This window comes from Ruegeria sp. BC3 (assembly GCF_056539265.1).
On the sequence record NZ_JBQFUP010000001.1, the window covers coordinates 62508 to 79820 of the forward strand.

Genomic DNA, 17313 nt, shown 5'->3' on the forward strand with positions numbered 1-17313 from the left:
GCGGCCTTGGGGCCGCCCTTTCGCATTCGCTTGGTGGGATCAGTTCTTTTCCTGATCGACCAGCTTGCCGGCGGAAATCCACGGCATCATGTCGCGCAGTTTCTTACCAACTTGCTCGATCTGATGCTCGTCGTTGTGACGGCGTGCTGCTTTGATGGTCGGCTGACCAACAGCGTTTTCCAGCATGAAGTCACGCACGAACTTGCCGGTCTGGATGTCGGCCAGCGTCTCTTTCATCGCCTTCTTGGTCTGCTCATACGGCAGGATCCGCGGGCCGGTGACATACTGGCCATATTCGGCTGTGTTCGAGATCGAGTAGTCCATGTTCGCGATGCCGCCTTCATAGATCAGGTCGACGATCAGTTTGGTTTCGTGCAGACACTCGAAGTAAGCCATTTCCGGCGCGTAGCCTGCTTCGACCAGCGTCTCAAAACCGCAACGGATCAGTTCGACGATGCCGCCGCACAGAACCGCCTGCTCACCGAACAGGTCGGTTTCGCATTCCTCGCGGAAGTTGGTTTCGATGATGCCCGAGCGACCGCCACCGATGGCTGAGCAGTAGGACAGACCGATTTCCAGCGCTTTGCCGGTTGCGTCGCTGTCTACCGCGACCAGGCAAGGAACGCCGCCGCCTTTGACATATTCGCCACGCACGGTGTGGCCCGGACCTTTGGGGGCCATCATGATGACGTCGACGCCTTCTTTCGGCTCGATCAGGCCAAAGTGGACGTTCAGGCCGTGGGCGAAGGCAATGGCCGAGCCCGGCTTGATGTTGTCATGTACGTATTTCTTGTAGGTTTCGGCCTGCAGTTCGTCGGGCATGGTGAACATGATGACGTCGCACCAGGCCGCTGCTTCGGCGATGCCCATGACTTGCAGACCTTCGGCTTCGGCTTTCTTGGCCGATGCGGAGCCTTCGCGCAGAGCGACGACAAGGTTCTTCGCGCCCGAGTCGCGCAGGTTCAGTGCGTGAGCGTGGCCTTGGCTACCATAGCCCAGGATCGCTACTTTCTTGTCTTTGATCAGGTTGATGTCGCAATCGCGATCGTAATAAACGCGCATGTCGCCGGTCCTTTTTGGTTAGATTGCCGAGGGTTCTACCCGCCTTTCGTGGTATTGGCGATAGCGCCCTGCTTGCGTATTTGCAAAAAAGGTGAAGAATAATTCGCCTAGTGACCAAAAGACGGAAAAATCATGCTTGATGATATCGACCGCCGAATCCTGCGCCACTTCCAGGCCGATCCCAGCCTGTCGGCGGCTGAACTGGCCGAACGGTGCCGGATCAGTCAGGGCGTTTGCTGGCGCCGGGTTGAAAAGATGCAGGCCGCAGGGATCATCCAGGGGCAGGAGGTCGTGATCGATTGGGCCGCCTTGGGATATGCGGTCGAAGTCTCGTTACGCGTGACGCTGGACAAGACACAATCGCGCGCCTTTGACGAATTCACTGCCGCCGCCCGGCAAGTGCCCGAGGTGATCGAATTGCAGACTTTTCTGGGCCGTGTTGATGTGCGCTTGTCGGTTCTGGCGCGGGATATGTCCCATTACCAGCAGCTGTATCGCGACCGTATCCTGACCTTGCCGCATATCGCTGATATCGAGGCCCTGATGCACATCGCCCGGGTCAAAAGTGAGGAGGTCTTACCAGTATGACCGAATTGGATGATCTGGATCGCAAAATTCTGTGTGCCTTGGCGCAGGATGCGTCGCAAAGTGCGGGGGCACTGGGTCGCAAACTGGGATTGTCGCAACCGGCGACATGGCGGCGCATTCGGCGCCTAGAGACCTCGGGCATCATCAAGGGACGTCGGCTGCGCCTGAATGCCGAGGCTTTGGGTTTCGGGGTCACTGTGTTTCTGGGCGTAAAACTGGCGCGCAAAGGGCAAGTCAGTCTGGAAGACTTTGAGCGCGCCGTCAGCGCCATTCCCGAAGTTCAAACGGTTGAGCACGTATTGGGCTTGTACGACTATCGCCTGCGGGTTGTGGCGCGTGACCTGTCCGACTTCGAGCGCGTTTTGCGCCGAAGGATCATGACGCTGCCCGGAGCAGGGGATGTCGAAGCCAACGTACTGCTGAGCGAAGAACGACTGCCCGGCCCAATCGGATAGGCGGATTTAGTACCGCGTACGGATGCAGTAGCCGGGGTGGTGCGTCATTCGTGCGAAGGTCAGCGGTTTGCTGTCTTTCCAGGTGGTCCGCTCCAACTGAATCATCGAGGTACCAGCGGTCGTTCCCATGAATTCCGCAAGGCGCCCATCGGCAGAGATCGCGCAAAAGGCGACTTCGGCTTCGGTAAACGGGGCGGCGTTCAATAACCACTCATGCGGCCCGTGGTTGCTAAGGTCGGCGTGTTCGACCTCGGGAACGGCGTCAATATTGATCCAGCGTTCTTCCAATTGGAAAGGCCGGTTATTCGCATAGTGCATGCAGATCACATGCAGGACACGAATATCGGGGTCCACTCCGATCTGCGAGGCCAACCAGCCGGGGCTTGCAACCACGCTGCGCTCGACCAGCGCATATCGGTAGGTTGCGTTTTGGTTCTCAACGGTTTGACGCGCAAGCGAAAATTCAAGTTTTGCATGCTTGCTGGGTTCTTTCTTGACCCGCGTCCCGCTTTTTCGCTTTCGCTCGACAAACCCTTGTTCGGCCAACTCGCGCAGCGCCCGATTTACCGTCGCACGGGCGCAATTGAACTCTTCCGCGAGCTGCGTTTCCGTCGGCAGCAAAGACCCTTGGGGCCAAACTCGACTTTCGATTCGGCGTTTGACTTCGTCTCTTACAACTTGAAAGCTGATCCGCTTATGCGCATTCACGTGCTGAAATACCTTTTCTTCCGCAAAGTGAACTCATCTGGTCAGAAACACGTCAAAGTGTAAAGGGTGCTGACACTAATTGGCGTCATTTGTTGTCAAAAGCGAGCATAAAATTGACTCTTAAGTTGGATTTTTCAGGGTTCCTTTAGGTCAATTTTTGACGTTCAGTACGAACCTCGACACAGTGATCCCGGTCGTTTAGCCCTTTGTGAAAATTTGAAAGGACACAAGAATGCCAGCGCTTTTGGATACAGTTGATCCCTCAGGGCTCGAAGAGTTCTCAGTCGTTTTCACGGATCGTTCTCTGAACCATATGTCGGTGCAATTTCAGCAAGTGATGCGCGACATCTCAGAGTTGCTGAAGGACGTGTACAATGCCGACGGCGTGGCGGTCATCCCGGGCGGCGGCACTTACGGGATGGAAGCTGTCGCCCGACAGTTCGCGCGCAACGCGAATGTTTTGGTCGTGCGGAACGGGTGGTTTTCCTATCGGTGGAGCCAAATCATCGAAACCGGCGGCCTTACGGCCTCTGCCACGGTTCTCAAGGCCCGCCAAACCGGCAATTCCAGCCCGTCACCTTTTGCACCAGCTCCGATCCAAGAGGTCGTGGCCACAATTCGAGAACAGCGCCCGGATGTTGTGTTTGCCCCTCATGTGGAAACCTCGGCTGGGGTTATTTTGCCTGACGACTACATCACCGCGATGGCTGACGCAGCCCATGAGGTCGGCGCATTGATGGTTCTGGATTGCATCGCATCCGGATGTGCCTGGGTAGATATGAAGGTCACCGGCGTGGATGTCCTGATCTCGGCCCCGCAAAAGGGGTGGAGCGCGTCGCCTTGCGCGGGTCTGGTCATGCTGTCCGAAAGGGCTGAGGCTCGGCTGCAGGAAACCGAGTCGGACAGCTTTGCGGTCGACCTGAAGAAATGGCGTCAGATTATGCAGGCTTACGAAAACGGCGGGCATGCGTATCACGCGACCATGCCAACAGATGCGTTGAAGGCCTTCCGGGATACGATGATTGAGACGCGCGATTATGGGTTCGAGAAGCTGCGCGCGGCCCAGTGGGCACTGGGGGATGGCGTTCGGTCCATGCTAAAAGACAAGGGAATTATCTCGGTCGCCGCAGACGGGTTCGGCGCACCTGGCGTGGTGGTCAGCTATACAGCGGACCCCGAAATCCAGAACGGCAAAAAATTCTCGGCCCTGGGCATGCAGATCGCCGCTGGTGTGCCTTTGCAATGTGATGAGCCCGAGGGTTTCAGCACCTTCCGTCTTGGCCTGTTCGGACTGGACAAGCTGTATGACGTGGAAGGCACGATCGCGCGGCTGAAGCGCGTATTGGATCAGGTTCTGTAATCCTAGGGCCTCAGCGAACGCCGAGGCCCATCTGCATCAGCGTCTTGCGCACGGGCGGCAAGGAATAAAGGGCGTTCAGTCCCATTGCCCTCACGTCCCGCAAAGGCCGTGCCTCGATCATCGAGGCGCGGTTTAGCAGGTCGATGCCTTTGACACGCATCTCGATCTCGGTGTGGCGGGCCTTGTGATAAGCATCCAGCATTTGCGCATCGCCCAGATCTTCGGGCCGCGCCTGCGCCAGATCCAGCAGAGTGCGCAGATCACCCAGCGACATATTCAGGCCTTGCGCGCCGATGGGGGGCACAACATGCGCGGCCTCGGCCATAAGGGCGACCCGCTCACCCGACAGGTGGTCCGCCGACTGGCTGATGATCGGCCAGATGGTCCGGCGCGAGGCCAGTTTCAATGGCCCGAACAACCCACAGGACCGTTCAGTCATCAATGCCTCGAACGCCTCTGGTTCGGTGTTCAGCAGTTCCACCGCACGGGGGCCGCGTTCCATCCAGACGATCGCCGAAGACGGCTGCCCTTGCCAGTCAGGCAGGGGAACCAAAGTGAATGGCCCGCCCGAACGGTGGATCTCGGTCGAGACGTTGTCATGCGGGATTGGATGCGTAACCGCAAAGGCCAGCGCCTTTTGGCCGTATCGGGTGGTATGAACATTTATCCCCGCCGCCTCGCGCATGGGCGAGTTGCGCCCGTCCGCGGCCACCACCAGTTTGCAGCGAATGCGGCTGCCGTCACTCAGGCCTACACGAGCCTCGGCGGTTCGGGTGAACAGGCTGACGGTTGCGGTGCCGGGGCGGAAATCGACGTTGGGCAACTCGGCCAGCCGCGCCACCATCTCGCGCCGCAGCAACCAGTTGGGCAGGTTCCAGCCAAACGGCTGATCCGAGATATCGGCTGCGTTGAAATCCCGCACGACACGGGGCTCAGGTACATCGCCGCCTGCATCCACAATGCGCATGATCTGCAGCGGGGCCGCGTGTTCGTCCAGCCGTTGCCACAAGCCACACTGCTCCAAGAGGCTGTGTGCAGGTTGCAAAAAGGCCGTGGTCCGCAAGTCGGACCCGTCAACGTCACGCTCTGTAATTGGTGGGGTCGGATCGACGCAGACGACGTCGAATCCGGCCGTTCCAAAGGCCGCCGCAGCAGTCAGTCCGGCGATTCCGCCGCCGGAAATAAGGATGTCACAGCTGTCTTTCATGACCTTGGCCTCCGCGTGTTGGGCAGAACCTAGTGCGGTTCCGCCGCCGGTGCCAAGTGACATCCTGTCCCGTGCTTTAGCCGCGCGAAATCAGGATGAGGATCAGGAACATCACCGGCACCATCATCACGGCAGGGATGTACAGACCCGGCAAGCCGAACAGAAGGGCCGAACAGCCCCACATGCTGAAAATTGCCGCCGCAGTGTAACCCCAGTCTTCGCCCTTAGCTTCGGCGGCATCACGGGCCATCCATCCAAACAGAGGGATTGCAAACAAAAGACGCTGCCAGATGGGCAGGCGTCCGGGCATCTCGATCGCGCTCATGGGTCTCTCCGATTCTGTTCGTCGCAAGGCGCATATAGGGACGATGCTGCACCCGCAGAATGTGCAGATCGTCGCAGTGTGACAGCCTATCGCAGGCGGGCCAGAAACGCAGTCAGATCGTCGGTGTGATGGTGGATGTGATCGGCCTCATGCGGCTCGGGCGCGACGTGAACCGTGCGCATTCCCATCTCATGAGGGGCGGCCAGATTTCGCGGCTCGTCCTCGAACATTGCGGCTTGGGCAGTGTCGATTCCATCCTGTGCAAAAATGGCCTCGAACGCGGCTTTCTCAGGTTTGGGGCGGTATCCTGCGTGTTCCACACCGTAGATGGCATCGAACAGGCCTGTTAACCCGCGCGCCGCAAGCACCCGTTCGGCATAGGGCGCGCTTCCGTTAGTATAGACGATGCGACGACCGGGCAGGGACCGTATGTGATCAGCAAGGGCAGCGTCAGGGTCCATGTGGCTCATGTCCACCTGATGCACGGCGTGCAGATAGGGATCGGGGTCCAGGTCATGTTCGGCCATCAACCCGGCCAGGGTGGTGCCGTATTCCCGCCAGTAGTGCGTGCGCAAGCGATCCGCTTCGGCCCGGTCTACGCCGATGGCCTGCACCACGTAATCCGTCATCAGAACCTCGATCTGATCGAACAGGCGCATTTGAGGTGGATAGAGCGTGTTGTCGAGGTCGAACACCCATTGGGTGACGTGCGAAAAGGAAGGTTTGACCATGATGTGGGTTTAGGGCGCTGAGCACCGGTTTTCAATGCTGCACTTGATTGCGGGGCGCTGAGGCGGATAGACATATCCGAACGAGGAGAACAAACACCCCATGCCGCAGTCCCGACAGACCAACAAAGACGCTTACAGCCTTATTCTCGAAGCAATTGACGTAGGTGTTTACAAGCCCGGCGATCGACTGGTCGAAAGCGAGCTGGCCGAGCGCTTTGGCGTCTCGCGTACGCCGATCCGTGAAGCCCTGCAGCGGTTGGAGACGCAGTCCCTTCTGGAACGGGATGGTCGGTCACTGATCGTGGCCTCGTTGGACCATAACCAGATGGCCGAGCTGTATGTGGTTCGGCGCGAGCTTGAGGGCTTGGCGGCTAAGCTTGCGGCGAAACACGCCACGGAAGAAGAGATCAAGGTTCTGCAGGATATGGTCGCCGCTGATGATGCGCTGGTTGATGACCCGACTGCGTTGTCACGAGCCAACCGGCGCTTTCACGAGCAGATCCATCTGGCCTCGCATAACCGGTACTTGGTGCAGCAGTTGGATCTTGTACACCGCACGATGGCCTTGATGGCCACAACCTCCCTTGCGGTGCAGGGGCGCGGTGAGATCGCGCAGAGCGAACACAAGGGCATCGTTGAGGCGATTGCTGCGCGGGATGAAGCTGCTGCTGAACGTGCGCTGAAGGATCATATCTCGGTCGCGTTCATGACCCGCTTGAAACAGGACGCTGTGCTACGCGAGAATTGAGCGTCAGTGCATATGCATCTCTTCACTGGCCTGACCATGCTGGGTTTTGTCCCAATAAAACGGGTTGCTTGCCAGCTCCCACAGGGCTTTGTACGCGGCCAACACACCCAGCGGAAAATACAGTGGCATTGTGGGCACCCACGGCATTAGAAACCGTCTTTCGCGGGCTGACACCGCCAGCATCCCGACAACCAGATTAGTGATCTCGGCCGCCAGAAAAAGACCGATCAGCGCATGGAAAGCCCAATTGGGTAAGATTGGGTCAAAGGGGCCGGGTAAGCCCAGCGTCGCCAACCAGAACAACCATAGAACCGGAGCCAAAAGGAACTGTCCAATGGTACCCAGAAAGAACGCCTGAACACCCAGAAACCGCTTTGGTCCAAGGTCCTGCAGCAGGCGCAGTGGTGCGCGCATGTGAACCAGATAGGTCACCATGAACCCTTTGAGCCAGCGTGAGCGTTGTTTGACCCATGGCCAGGCGCGAAAGTTCGCCTCTTCGTAGGTCGTGGTATCGACCATCTCGGTCCGATATCCGGCGCGGCTGAGGCGCACGCCCAGATCCGCATCTTCGGTGACGTTGTGGGCATCCCAGCCGCCCAGTTCCAGCAACTTGTCCCTGCGAAAAAAGAAAGTCGTTCCGCCCAATGGAACAACCAGGCCCATGCGCGCAATGCCCTGTAGGACGACCCGAAACCAACTGTTGTATTCAATGGTGAAACAACGCGACCTCCAGTTGGTGCGCGGATTGTAATAGTCGAGTACGCCTTGAAGGCAGACAACATCGTCACCGACCCGTGCGAAATGTCGGACCACACGTTCGATTTGATCAGGCTGTGGCGCGTCTTCTGCATCCCAGACACCCAGAATGTCACCTCGGCAAAAATCCAGCGCGTAGTTCATCGCGCGAGGTTTAGTGGTCAGCCCGCTCAACTCGGGCACCTCAATTGTTCGCATCCAACTGGGCAGCGCGACCTGCTCCAAAGTGGCACGTGTGACCTCGTCCGCCTCCTCCAGCACCAGAATGATGTCCAACAAAGCCTTGGGATACGTCAGACGTTGCAGGCGTTTTATCAGCGCCCCCGCGATTTCCCGTTCCTTGTACAAGGGCACCAGGATCGACACGCGGGGCAGGCGGAGGGGAACAGGAGCAGCGGCATGTGGCATTCGTTGCCTGCCTATGACGTAGGACACCAGACCAGCCAAACGCAGGGCCATGAACAAGAGCAGCGACAAAACCGCTGCAAATAGAAGAACGGTCAACCCGCTGATGGGAAAAGCGACGAAAAAGGAAACCAGACCCGACAGGGCGACGACCGGTCCAACGCGCGCGGTAGGGGTCCAGGACCGGCAGCTCTGATCCGGCTCGACCCGCGCTTCTGCCGCCCTGACCAGGGTGTCCGAGAACATCTGCGACAGCGCTTGATCAATCTGGCTAGGATCGGTCAGCACCGGTGTAACAGTAAACTCGGTCTCGGACAGGGCTGCGCGTACTGCCGCGAAACGGTCTGGGTGAGCCGTTGCGACCAGTAGGATAGGGCCGATACGCTGCCAAGGGATGACATTGTGTTCCAGCCAAAACTCAACCGGCTTAAGATCACTTAGGGCGTGCTCAGGTGCTATATTGATCAGGTCGGCGCGTTGGAGGCTGGTCCGCTCTGCCAGAGCCTCCATCACCTCGGAGCGGCCGATCCACCCCTCGCCAACAAGGATTTCACCCAGCGGTGCCTTTTGCCTGGCCTGAAGGCGCAAGGCCTTTTCCAGCTGGTCCGGGGTGATGCACCCCTGTTCGACCAGGCAGGTGCCAAGGGGTTTTCGCGTCCGATCAGAAATCGGCGCGGCACGCGCGAAACGCTGCAGGTTATGTTCAACCATAAAAAAAACCCTGACGCGGAAACCCGGGCGTCAGGGTTGCTCAATTAGGGTTAACAGCAGGTTAACTCTGAACGATGAAGCGATTAAGCCTGTGCCTTTTTGCCTGCCATGGCCTCGGCAAAACGTTCGAACAGGTAAAAGCTGTCCTGCGGGCCGGGCGAGGCTTCGGGGTGGTACTGAACCGAGTACACAGGGCGATCGGTCATGCGGATGCCGCAGTTCGAGCCGTCAAACAACGAGCGATGTGTTTCCTTCACACCTTCGGGCAGCGATTGAGCGTCCACGGCGAAACCATGGTTCATCGAGGTGATCTCGACCTTGCCGGTCTCAAGGTCTTTGACCGGGTGGTTGGCGCCGTGGTGGCCGTGGTTCATCTTGACGGTCTGACCGCCCAAAGCCAGCGCCAGCATCTGGTGACCCAGACAGATACCAAAGACCGGCAGGTCGGTGGTGTCCAGAACCTCTTTGATCATCGGGACGGCATACTCGCCTGTGGCAGCCGGGTCGCCGGGGCCGTTGGACAGGAACACTCCATCGGGATTGTGGGCCAACACTTCGGCAGCGGTGGCCGTCGCGGGCAAGACCGTAACATCGCAGCCTGCCGAGGCGAGGCAACGCAGGATGTTGCGCTTGGCACCGAAATCGACGGCGACAACCTTGTGCACCGGAGCTTCCTGGCGCTGGTAGCCATCGGGCCATGCCCAACGCATCTCGTCCCAGCGGTAACTTTGGGCGCAGGTAACATCCTTGGCCAGATCCATACCTTCCAGACCGGCAAAACCTCGGGCGGCTGCAACCAGCGCCTCGATATCGAAGTTGCCATCGGGGTCATGCGCAAGTGCCACATGTGGCGCGCCTTGCTGACGGATCGCGCGGGTCAGGCGGCGGGTGTCGATGCCGCCGATGGCGATCCGTCCGCGGCGTTCAAGCCACGTCTTTAATTCCTCGGCCGAGCGCCAGTTCGAGGGCTCGGTCGGGTCCCATTTGACCACCATACCTGCCGCAACTGGATCGCCAGTTTCGTCATCCTCGGGGTTCACACCGACATTGCCGATATGAGGGAAGGTGAAGGTTACGATCTGGCCCGCGTAAGAGGGGTCAGTCATGATCTCCTGATAACCTGTCATCGCGGTGTTGAAGCACAGCTCGGCGACGGTCTGACCGGTAGCGCCGAAGCCCATTCCGTAGAACAATGTACCGTCGGCCAATGCCAGACATGCGGTGGGCTTGGACGGGGCGTTCTGGGCCATTGCGCGACTCTCCTGCAGGGTAAATCGGCGCATACCTAAGGGGGTTATCGCGCTGGGTCAAGTGTGTTCAATTTTTGGGCTATTGTTATATTTCAATAGCTTAGCCACATGCGGCCCCTGTTGTATCGCGCTTTTTGTTTCGATATGTTCAGGGTTCCTTTGCCATGGGGATGGACAGAACATATGGATATGCGATCAAGGGTGAACACAGCCCTTAAGCAAGCAATGAAAGACAAGGATGCCGAGCGTTTGTCGACGCTGCGCCTGATCAATGCTGCAATCAAGGACCGTGACATCGCTTCGCGCGCGTCGAACAACGAAGAGGCCAAGGGCTGCGGCGATGCCGAGGTGCTTGAAATTCTTGGGAAAATGACCAAGCAGCGTAAAGAGAGCGCTCGCGCCTATGAAGAGGGCGGACGCCTGGATCTCGCCGAGCGGGAGCTGCGCGAGGTTGAGGTCATCGAGGAATTCCTGCCCAAACAACTAGACGAGGACGAGGTGTCCAAGGCCATTCAGACCGCGATCACGGCCACCGGCGCCGGGTCGATCCGCGATATGGGCAAAGTAATGGGCGAGTTGAAAACCCGTTACACTGGCCAGATGGATTTTGGCAAAGTCGGGCCGATGGTCAAAGATCAGCTCTGCGCTGCTACAAACGGCGGATGCTAATCCGTTTCACTGATTGAAGCTTAAAGCTGCGCGACGGGTTCGCGCAGTTTTTTTGTGAGCTCATCGTAAAGCGCGATCCGCTCCTCTTCGGACAGGAAAGCGCCGATCTCGACCTCCCGACCGCCACCGTTCAGCGTGACGTAGTGAGGGACGGGACCACCGTGCTCGTGCATTTCAGGGCGCGCCCAGTGGCGGTTGCAGGACCATTCCTGCGGTCCGCGCCGCGGGTGGTGCTGAACAAGATGGGCCTGTGTGCCGGTCAGGGTCAGCACTTCGAACACACTCCGTGCCTTGTAGTTCGACTGGATCGCCAGCCAGAGGCCCAAAACGGTCAGAAGCATGAATGGCAGCAGCCCCCACAGCAGAACCGAGCCAAGCACCGCCATCAGAGGGATCAGGCCAAAAAGGAACACCGAAAACACCACACGCATGGCCCAGCGTGGGGGCAGAGAGTTATGGGGCCAAAGGCGCAACTCTTGCTCGGAACTTGAGGTGTGATTCCATCGGTATGGCATGGGGCGAAATTAGCGCAACGGGCGCACGTGTCTAACAGGAAAAATCAGGTGACGTGGCCAACCCTGGCCCAGGACAACGCATCGTCCAGACGATCATCACCCCAGAAGACTTCGCCACGCACAACCATGCTGGGGGCACCGAATACGCCCAGCCGAGTCGCCTGTTCGGTTTCGGCCTCAAGCAAGGCGATCGTGTCAGGGCTACGCGCGCGGGCAAGCGTCAGGCGCGGATCTTGCTGGCATCGGTGCAAAGCTTCGGATACGGCGTTTTCGCTGCCGGCTTCGATGCCTTCTTCGAACCAGATGCGGTACAGGTTCTGGGTAAACGACTTTCCCCAGCCATCCATCATGCCCAGCACGGCCACCTGATTGGCAAGCGCGAGATCCGAGATCGGGTAGGGCGCGGGCAGCTTGGCATGCAGGTGATACTTGGCCGCACGCCGTTCGATGTCGCGCCACATGTATGCGGATTTAACTGGCTTGCCCGCAAAGGGAATGTTCTGTTGTTCGGACATTACGGTGCGCACGTTGAACGGTCGCCAGTGGACCGTAGCGTCATGTTCCTTGCACCAGTCATCCAGCCGCATGATGGTCAGGAAGCTGTACGTGCTGCCGATGGAATACCAAAAATCAATTTCGGGCATCTGTTCACTCCGATCTCAGAGTTTCCATGAGCATGATACCCTAAAATGGCCAAATTGCCGAATGAGCTTGCTGTTTGGTAAGCGCCGAACTTTCGTGATCATTGCGTTCCAAGAAAAAAGCCCCGCACTTGGCGGGGCTTTGATTTGTTTTGCGTGCGACGGGATCAGTGCGCGTGGCCTTTGTCCCAGTCTTCCTGCTTTGGCAGCTGCTCGAACGTGTGCTCTGGCGGCGGGGTGGGCAGGGTCCATTCCAGCGTGTCCGCGTATTCGTTCCACGGGTTCGGACGCGTCTCTTTCGCACCGCGGAGCAGGGCGTAGATCACGATTCCGAAGAACAGCAGGAACGAGGCGAACGAGATGAACGCACCGATCGACGAGACGAAGTTCCACTGAGAGAACGCTTCGGGATAGTCGATGTAACGGCGCGGCATGCCCTGACGGCCCAGGAAGTGCTGCGGGAAGAAGGTCAGGTTGGCGCCGATGAAGAACAGCCAGAAGTGAACTTTGCCCCAGAATTCCGAGTACTGACGACCCGTCATTTTCGAGAAGTAGAAGTACACGCCCGCGAAGATCGCAAAGACCGCCCCCAAGCTCATCACGTAGTGGAAGTGCGCAACCACGTAGTAGGTGTCGTGGTAAGCACGGTCCACACCTGCCTGCGACAGCACAACGCCGGTCACACCGCCAACGGTGAACAGGAACAGGAAGCCGAAGGCGAACAGCATCGGAGTTTTGAACTCGATGGAACCGCCCCACATGGTCGCGATCCACGAGAAGACCTTAACACCGGTCGGAACCGCAATAACCATCGTGGCCAGCATGAAGTAGGCCTGCTGACGCAGCGACATGCCAACGGTGTACATGTGGTGCGCCCACACGACAAAGCCCAGAACACCAATTGCGATGATCGCCCAAACCATCGGCAGGTAGCCAAAGACAGGCTTGCGCGAGAAGGTCGCGATGACGTGGCTGATGATACCAAAGCCGGGCAGGATCACGATGTACACTTCCGGGTGGCCGAAGAACCACAGGATGTGCTGATACAGGATCGGGTCACCGCCACCGGCCGGATCAAAGAAAGTGAAACCAAAGTTGCGGTCCATCAGCAGCATGGTGATTGCGCCCGCCAGAACCGGCAGGGACAGCAGAATCAGCCACGAAGTGACGAAGATCGACCAGCTGAACAGCGGCACCTTGAACAGGGTCATGCCCGGGGCACGCATGTTCAGGAAGGTGGTGATCATGTTGATCGCGCCGAGGATCGAGGAGGCGCCCGATACGTGCACGGCAAAGATCGCAAGGTCCATCGACATGCCGCCTTCGGTCGTCGACAGCGGCGGATACAGAACCCAGCCAACACCTGAACCAAGCTGGTCGTTACCACCGGGGCTCAGCAGCGAGGCCACACCCAGCGACGTACCAGCGACGTACAGCCAGAAGGACAGGTTGTTCATCCGCGGGAACGCCATATCCGGCGCGCCGATCTGCAACGGCATGAAATAGTTGCCAAATCCGCCGAAGAGGGCAGGGATGACCACGAAGAACATCATTAGAACACCGTGATAGGTGATCATAACGTTCCAAAGATGTCCGTTAGGGGTACAAGGATCGGCCATGAAGCCTTCAAGGCACATGTACTGAACACCGGGGTGCATCAGTTCAAGCCGCATGTAGACAGTCATCAGAACCGAGATCAGACCGGCAAGTGCCGAGAAGATCAGGTACAGAATCCCGATATCCTTGTGGTTGGTCGACATGAACCAGCGCTGGAAAAAACTGCGCTGGTCTTCATGGTCGTGACCATGAATGGCTGCGTCTGCCATTATAGGTGCCTCCTGTTGCAACTGCACCGCGCAGCCAGACCTCTCCAGCGCGCGGGATTCCTGCTGGTTTTAGAATGCGAAAGAGACGCCTGCAATGATCGAGTTTGATCTGGATCAAGAATAATTGTCGCGGGCAGGAGGGTGACGCGCAAAAAACAGATCAAATCCGGCATTCATCTGGGTATCAGTGCTCGGATTTCAAGAGGGCGGGCAATAGGATGCCTTCCTTGCTTGACCCACGCCCGGTCGCGCCGCAGAACTGTCGGCAACATTCCAATCGGAGAACTGATATGACCGCCTACGATTCCGAAAACATCTTTGCCAAAATTCTTCGCGGCGAAATCCCCTCGACCCGCGTGTACGAAGATGACGATACGCTGGCGTTCATGGACATCATGCCACGCGCGGACGGCCATCTGCTGGTGATCCCCAAAACGCCATGTCGCAACATTCTGGATGCGTCGCCCGAGGAGCTGGCGGCGGTTATGGCGACAGTTCAGAAAATGGCCAAGACCGTTGTCGCGGCATTCAACGCAGATGGTGTCACGATCCAGCAGTTCAACGAAGCCGCAGGCGGACAAGAAGTGTTCCACCTGCATTTCCACGTGCTGCCGCGCCACGACGGTGTTGCAGTCCGAGCGCCGGGAACGATGGGTGATTTTGATCTGATCGCCGAACACGCAGAAAAGATCAAAGCCGCGTTGAACTAGTCAACCGGGGTCTATTTCTTATGCGAGTGCGTGCCCATGCACTCGCTATGATCTCCAAACGCGTGAAGCACGGCGCAGACATGATCGTGCTTTCCGTCGCAAGCCACTGAAATTCGCGTCAGTTCAGCCTCAAGGTTTTGCAGGCGCGCAATACGGTCCCGGACGTCGGCCAGTTGCTTCTCAGCAATCTCGTGCGCACGGTTTAGGTCGCTGCCCGCCGCACCCTCAAGGGACAGCAAGCCCACGACATCGATCAGTGGCAATCCCAAATCACGGCAATGACGAATAAAGAGCAGCCGCTTTAATGCAGCTTCGTCGTACCGGCGTTGATTGCCCGCCGTACGCTCAGGCTTGGGCAATAGGCATTTGTCTTCGTAAAAACGGATGGTCGGGACCTTTACCTGTGTTCGGCGCGACAGATCTCCAATCGAATACATTGCTCTAGTGCTTTCTGTTCTTGATGAACCAAATTAATGCTTCACCCAAAAAAGTCAGTAACAGCACACCAATAACAAAAAACTGCATCCACGGGCTTTCCCAAAATCTCTCGCTTCTGAGCGAAAAAAATACCAACGGGACGGAGAAGATCAGCTTGGGCACTATTCCGTTCAGAAGGGATCGCTTTAGTGACAACAGTTTTTTCCACGGAGCTCTTGAACCTCTAGTTACTAGAGGAATTACATGCGGTGTGCAGGCATAACAAGGGACACGCCGACCGATGGCACATGATCATTCTCACAAGGGGCACAGCCACGCGCACACTCACATTGATCCCGAGACTGGGGATGCTCGAGTGGTTTGGGCAATTGCCGTCAATATGTTCCTGACACTGGCGCAGGTAATCGGGGGCATCTTCTCAGGGTCGCTGGCGCTGATCGCGGATGCCCTGCACAATTTCTCGGACGCCATTGCGCTGGTCATCGCCTTTTTTGCGCGCAAGATTGCCCGGCGGCCGGCAGATCCCCGAATGAGCTTTGGCTATGGTCGTGCCGAGGTCGTCGCCGCGTTGGTCAACTACACAACATTGATCGTGCTTTCGGTGTACCTGTTCTACGAAGGCGTTATGCGGTTTTTCGAGCCAGAGCCGATCAACGGCTGGATTGTCGTCTGGATCGCAGCCCTGGCCTTGATCGTGGACCTCATCACTGCTGCGCTGACCTATACCATGGCCAAGGAAAGCATGAACATTCGGGCGGCCTTTCTACACAACGTGGCCGATGCCCTGGGATCCGTTGCCGTCATCGTAGCTGGCAGCGCGGTGATCCTGTTCAACTGGACATGGGTAGACCCGGCCGTCACGATCCTGATTTCTGTCTACATCCTGTGGCATGTCAAAAGCGAGATCGGCGAAACGATCCGTGTTTTGATGCTGGCCGCGCCGCCCGATCTTGACCCCGAAGAAGTCGCGTCTGCCATTGAGGACATCCCGGGCGTTGCCCAAGTTCATCATGTCCACCTTTGGAGTATGCAGGAGCGCGAAACTGCCCTGACCGCGCATCTGGTTATCGAAGCGTCGGCATGGTCCGAAGCGGAAGGGGTCAGATCCTGCGTCAGACAGGCTCTGAGTGACCAGTTTGGAATTGGGCACGCCACATTAGAGATTGAACAGGAGGATCACGCCTGTGTCGGGTCATCTCGATTTGGGCATGGAGAAAGCTAAGAGTGATTTTGGATACGAATTGCCGCTCCGATTTGGGGTCGGAACGGCAGACTCGTTAACAAAAACTTTTTCCGACTACATGGGTTCCCCCAAGATCACCGGTTAACACACCACTCACTCTAAGAACGGTGAAATCATATTAACCGCAAACGAGCGCCATGTATCTATTTGAGTGAGTTTTTCCTTAATTTTGCCCAGTTCTGCCGTAGCCGTTGGGAAATTTTGGCGCGCTATGGAAACAGAACGGCGAGTCGCGTCGGGATTGTTAACGTACTGTTAATCATGGAACGATTCGTCCGTAGGGTTTTAGGCGCCCACAGGGTCAAAAACTTCGGAAAATGTCTTTTGTAAGGCGGCATCCACATCGGCCAAAGTCACCGGCAAACCCAGATCGACCAGCGAGGTCACCCCATGTTCGGTGATGCCGCAGGGAACGATGCCCGAAAAATGCTCGAGGTCCGGTTCCACGTTAATCGAGATGCCGTGAAAGCTGACCCACTTGCGCAAGCGCAAGCCGATAGCGGCCACTTTGTCTTCGGCTGTTTGGCCGGACGCGGTCAGTGGCTTGTCGTTACGTTTGACCCAGACGCCCACACGACCTTCGCGGATTTCGCCATGCACATTGAACTCGGCCAGGGCGGCGATCACCCATTCCTCAAGCTGTTTGACAAACCGGCGCACGTCCTTGCCGCGCTTGTTGAGGTCCAGCATCACATAGGCAACGCGTTGACCGGGGCCGTGATATGTGTACTCACCCCCGCGCTTGGCCTCGTAGACCGGAAAGCGATCGGGATCGGTCAAATCCTCGATCCGAGCGGACGTGCCGGCAGTATAAAGCGGAGGATGCTCCAGCAACCAGACGCATTCATCGGCTTCGCCAGCCGCAATTGCGGCCACGCGTGCCTCCATAAAGGCCACGGCGTCGGTATAGTCTGTCAGCCCGTCAGTGATCTTCCATTCCATGGTGGTTCCTTACCGTCAGGGCA

General features: G+C 57.8%; 19 protein-coding genes. 7 read left to right on the forward strand and 12 right to left on the reverse strand.

Annotated features, from left to right (window positions below; genetic code table 11):
- Nucleotides 1-39: 39 nt before the first annotated feature.
- A complete protein-coding gene (ilvC, locus tag ACR0MV_RS00315) occupies nucleotides 40-1062 on the reverse strand; it encodes a ketol-acid reductoisomerase (protein ID WP_170421863.1) in 1023 nt (340 codons plus the stop codon).
- Nucleotides 1063-1194: 132 nt separating this feature from the next.
- On the opposite strand from ilvC, the gene ACR0MV_RS00320 reads away from it, so the two are divergent.
- Both ACR0MV_RS00320 and ACR0MV_RS00325 read left to right on the forward strand, forming a co-directional pair.
- Nucleotides 1195-1650 carry an Lrp/AsnC family transcriptional regulator gene (locus ACR0MV_RS00320; protein ID WP_480700551.1) on the forward strand — a complete coding sequence of 152 codons (456 nt, stop codon included), beginning with the start codon at nucleotides 1195-1197 and terminating at the stop codon, nucleotides 1648-1650.
- Nucleotides 1647-2105, forward strand: coding sequence for an Lrp/AsnC family transcriptional regulator (locus tag ACR0MV_RS00325; RefSeq protein ID WP_480700553.1), 459 nt, complete (start codon nucleotides 1647-1649; stop codon nucleotides 2103-2105). Before ACR0MV_RS00320 ends, ACR0MV_RS00325 begins: the two co-directional genes overlap by 4 nt.
- A 6-nt stretch (nucleotides 2106-2111) precedes the next feature.
- Here ACR0MV_RS00325 and ACR0MV_RS00330 read toward each other — a convergent pair whose 3' ends face one another.
- Complete coding sequence (locus ACR0MV_RS00330; RefSeq protein ID WP_170421854.1) at nucleotides 2112-2813, reverse strand: GntR family transcriptional regulator; 702 nt, start codon at nucleotides 2811-2813, stop codon at nucleotides 2112-2114.
- Between the two features lie 232 nt (nucleotides 2814-3045).
- On the opposite strand from ACR0MV_RS00330, the gene ACR0MV_RS00335 reads away from it, so the two are divergent.
- Nucleotides 3046-4173 (forward strand): aminotransferase class V-fold PLP-dependent enzyme, encoded by a 1128-nt coding sequence (locus ACR0MV_RS00335; RefSeq protein ID WP_480700555.1) that lies wholly within the window; start codon nucleotides 3046-3048, stop codon nucleotides 4171-4173.
- A gap of 10 nt (nucleotides 4174-4183) precedes the next feature.
- Here ACR0MV_RS00335 and ACR0MV_RS00340 read toward each other — a convergent pair whose 3' ends face one another.
- From ACR0MV_RS00340 to ACR0MV_RS00350, 3 genes are all read right to left on the reverse strand, one after another.
- Entirely contained in the window at nucleotides 4184-5380 is a 1197-nt protein-coding gene (locus tag ACR0MV_RS00340) for a UbiH/UbiF family hydroxylase (RefSeq protein WP_480700557.1), read from the reverse strand.
- A 76-nt stretch (nucleotides 5381-5456) separates the two neighbouring features.
- The gene (locus ACR0MV_RS00345; RefSeq protein WP_170421843.1) at nucleotides 5457-5705 is read right to left on the reverse strand and encodes a hypothetical protein; all 249 of its coding nucleotides are present in this window, start codon (nucleotides 5703-5705) and stop codon (nucleotides 5457-5459) included.
- An 86-nt stretch (nucleotides 5706-5791) separates the two neighbouring features.
- Nucleotides 5792-6436, reverse strand: coding sequence for a pyrimidine 5'-nucleotidase (locus ACR0MV_RS00350; RefSeq protein WP_480700559.1), 645 nt, complete (start codon nucleotides 6434-6436; stop codon nucleotides 5792-5794).
- Between the two features lie 100 nt (nucleotides 6437-6536).
- On the opposite strand from ACR0MV_RS00350, the gene ACR0MV_RS00355 reads away from it, so the two are divergent.
- Nucleotides 6537-7184 (forward strand): GntR family transcriptional regulator, encoded by a 648-nt coding sequence (locus tag ACR0MV_RS00355; protein ID WP_170421837.1) that lies wholly within the window; start codon nucleotides 6537-6539, stop codon nucleotides 7182-7184.
- A gap of 3 nt (nucleotides 7185-7187) precedes the next feature.
- On the opposite strand, the gene ACR0MV_RS00360 is transcribed toward ACR0MV_RS00355, so the two are convergent.
- Nucleotides 7188-9056: a glycosyltransferase gene (locus ACR0MV_RS00360; protein ID WP_480700561.1), complete on the reverse strand. Its 1869-nt coding sequence runs from the start codon at nucleotides 9054-9056 to the stop codon at nucleotides 7188-7190.
- Between the two features lie 83 nt (nucleotides 9057-9139).
- Nucleotides 9140-10306: a glutamine-hydrolyzing carbamoyl-phosphate synthase small subunit gene (gene carA, locus ACR0MV_RS00365; protein WP_480700563.1), complete on the reverse strand. Its 1167-nt coding sequence runs from the start codon at nucleotides 10304-10306 to the stop codon at nucleotides 9140-9142.
- A gap of 183 nt (nucleotides 10307-10489) precedes the next feature.
- Here carA and ACR0MV_RS00370 point away from each other — a divergent pair, with 183 nt between their 5' ends.
- Nucleotides 10490-10975: a GatB/YqeY domain-containing protein gene (locus tag ACR0MV_RS00370; RefSeq protein ID WP_170421829.1), complete on the forward strand. Its 486-nt coding sequence runs from the start codon at nucleotides 10490-10492 to the stop codon at nucleotides 10973-10975.
- A 20-nt stretch (nucleotides 10976-10995) separates the two neighbouring features.
- Here ACR0MV_RS00370 and ACR0MV_RS00375 read toward each other — a convergent pair whose 3' ends face one another.
- The 3 genes from ACR0MV_RS00375 to ctaD form a co-directional block, all read right to left on the reverse strand.
- On the reverse strand, nucleotides 10996-11490 hold the full coding sequence (locus ACR0MV_RS00375; RefSeq protein WP_170421826.1) for a DUF2244 domain-containing protein: 495 nt from the start codon (nucleotides 11488-11490) through the stop codon (nucleotides 10996-10998).
- 44 nt (nucleotides 11491-11534) lie between these two features.
- Nucleotides 11535-12134: a 2-hydroxychromene-2-carboxylate isomerase gene (locus ACR0MV_RS00380; protein WP_170421823.1), complete on the reverse strand. Its 600-nt coding sequence runs from the start codon at nucleotides 12132-12134 to the stop codon at nucleotides 11535-11537.
- Nucleotides 12135-12298: 164 nt separating this feature from the next.
- Nucleotides 12299-13957: a cytochrome c oxidase subunit I gene (ctaD, locus tag ACR0MV_RS00385; protein WP_480700565.1), complete on the reverse strand. Its 1659-nt coding sequence runs from the start codon at nucleotides 13955-13957 to the stop codon at nucleotides 12299-12301.
- A gap of 290 nt (nucleotides 13958-14247) precedes the next feature.
- Here ctaD and ACR0MV_RS00390 point away from each other — a divergent pair, with 290 nt between their 5' ends.
- Complete coding sequence (locus tag ACR0MV_RS00390) at nucleotides 14248-14667, forward strand: HIT family protein (protein WP_480700567.1); 420 nt, start codon at nucleotides 14248-14250, stop codon at nucleotides 14665-14667.
- Between the two features lie 11 nt (nucleotides 14668-14678).
- On the opposite strand, the gene ACR0MV_RS00395 is transcribed toward ACR0MV_RS00390, so the two are convergent.
- Entirely contained in the window at nucleotides 14679-15104 is a 426-nt protein-coding gene (locus tag ACR0MV_RS00395) for a MerR family transcriptional regulator (RefSeq protein ID WP_480700569.1), read from the reverse strand.
- Between the two features lie 281 nt (nucleotides 15105-15385).
- On the opposite strand from ACR0MV_RS00395, the gene ACR0MV_RS00400 reads away from it, so the two are divergent.
- Nucleotides 15386-16327, forward strand: a complete 942-nt coding sequence (locus ACR0MV_RS00400; RefSeq protein WP_480700571.1) for a cation diffusion facilitator family transporter — start codon at nucleotides 15386-15388, stop codon at nucleotides 16325-16327.
- 306 nt (nucleotides 16328-16633) lie between these two features.
- On the opposite strand, the gene lipB is transcribed toward ACR0MV_RS00400, so the two are convergent.
- Nucleotides 16634-17290: a lipoyl(octanoyl) transferase LipB gene (lipB, locus tag ACR0MV_RS00405; RefSeq protein ID WP_170421807.1), complete on the reverse strand. Its 657-nt coding sequence runs from the start codon at nucleotides 17288-17290 to the stop codon at nucleotides 16634-16636.
- Nucleotides 17291-17313 lie beyond the last annotated feature (23 nt).

Coding starts and splice junctions, on each gene's coding strand:
- ilvC (WP_170421863.1), bottom strand. CDS start 1,062: ATGCGCGTTTATTACGATCGCGATTGCGACATCAACCTGATCAAAGAC.
- ACR0MV_RS00400 (WP_480700571.1), top strand. CDS start 15,386: ATGGCACATGATCATTCTCACAAGGGGCACAGCCACGCGCACACTCAC.
- ACR0MV_RS00345 (WP_170421843.1), bottom strand. CDS start 5,705: ATGAGCGCGATCGAGATGCCCGGACGCCTGCCCATCTGGCAGCGTCTT.
- carA (WP_480700563.1), bottom strand. CDS start 10,306: ATGGCCCAGAACGCCCCGTCCAAGCCCACCGCATGTCTGGCATTGGCC.
- ACR0MV_RS00340 (WP_480700557.1), bottom strand. CDS start 5,380: ATGAAAGACAGCTGTGACATCCTTATTTCCGGCGGCGGAATCGCCGGA.
- ACR0MV_RS00370 (WP_170421829.1), top strand. CDS start 10,490: ATGGATATGCGATCAAGGGTGAACACAGCCCTTAAGCAAGCAATGAAA.
- ACR0MV_RS00350 (WP_480700559.1), bottom strand. CDS start 6,436: ATGGTCAAACCTTCCTTTTCGCACGTCACCCAATGGGTGTTCGACCTC.
- ACR0MV_RS00380 (WP_170421823.1), bottom strand. CDS start 12,134: ATGCCCGAAATTGATTTTTGGTATTCCATCGGCAGCACGTACAGCTTC.
- ACR0MV_RS00390 (WP_480700567.1), top strand. CDS start 14,248: ATGACCGCCTACGATTCCGAAAACATCTTTGCCAAAATTCTTCGCGGC.
- ACR0MV_RS00375 (WP_170421826.1), bottom strand. CDS start 11,490: ATGCCATACCGATGGAATCACACCTCAAGTTCCGAGCAAGAGTTGCGC.
- ACR0MV_RS00335 (WP_480700555.1), top strand. CDS start 3,046: ATGCCAGCGCTTTTGGATACAGTTGATCCCTCAGGGCTCGAAGAGTTC.
- ACR0MV_RS00360 (WP_480700561.1), bottom strand. CDS start 9,056: ATGGTTGAACATAACCTGCAGCGTTTCGCGCGTGCCGCGCCGATTTCT.
- ACR0MV_RS00355 (WP_170421837.1), top strand. CDS start 6,537: ATGCCGCAGTCCCGACAGACCAACAAAGACGCTTACAGCCTTATTCTC.
- lipB (WP_170421807.1), bottom strand. CDS start 17,290: ATGGAATGGAAGATCACTGACGGGCTGACAGACTATACCGACGCCGTG.
- ctaD (WP_480700565.1), bottom strand. CDS start 13,957: ATGGCAGACGCAGCCATTCATGGTCACGACCATGAAGACCAGCGCAGT.
- ACR0MV_RS00320 (WP_480700551.1), top strand. CDS start 1,195: ATGCTTGATGATATCGACCGCCGAATCCTGCGCCACTTCCAGGCCGAT.
- ACR0MV_RS00325 (WP_480700553.1), top strand. CDS start 1,647: ATGACCGAATTGGATGATCTGGATCGCAAAATTCTGTGTGCCTTGGCG.
- ACR0MV_RS00395 (WP_480700569.1), bottom strand. CDS start 15,104: ATGTATTCGATTGGAGATCTGTCGCGCCGAACACAGGTAAAGGTCCCG.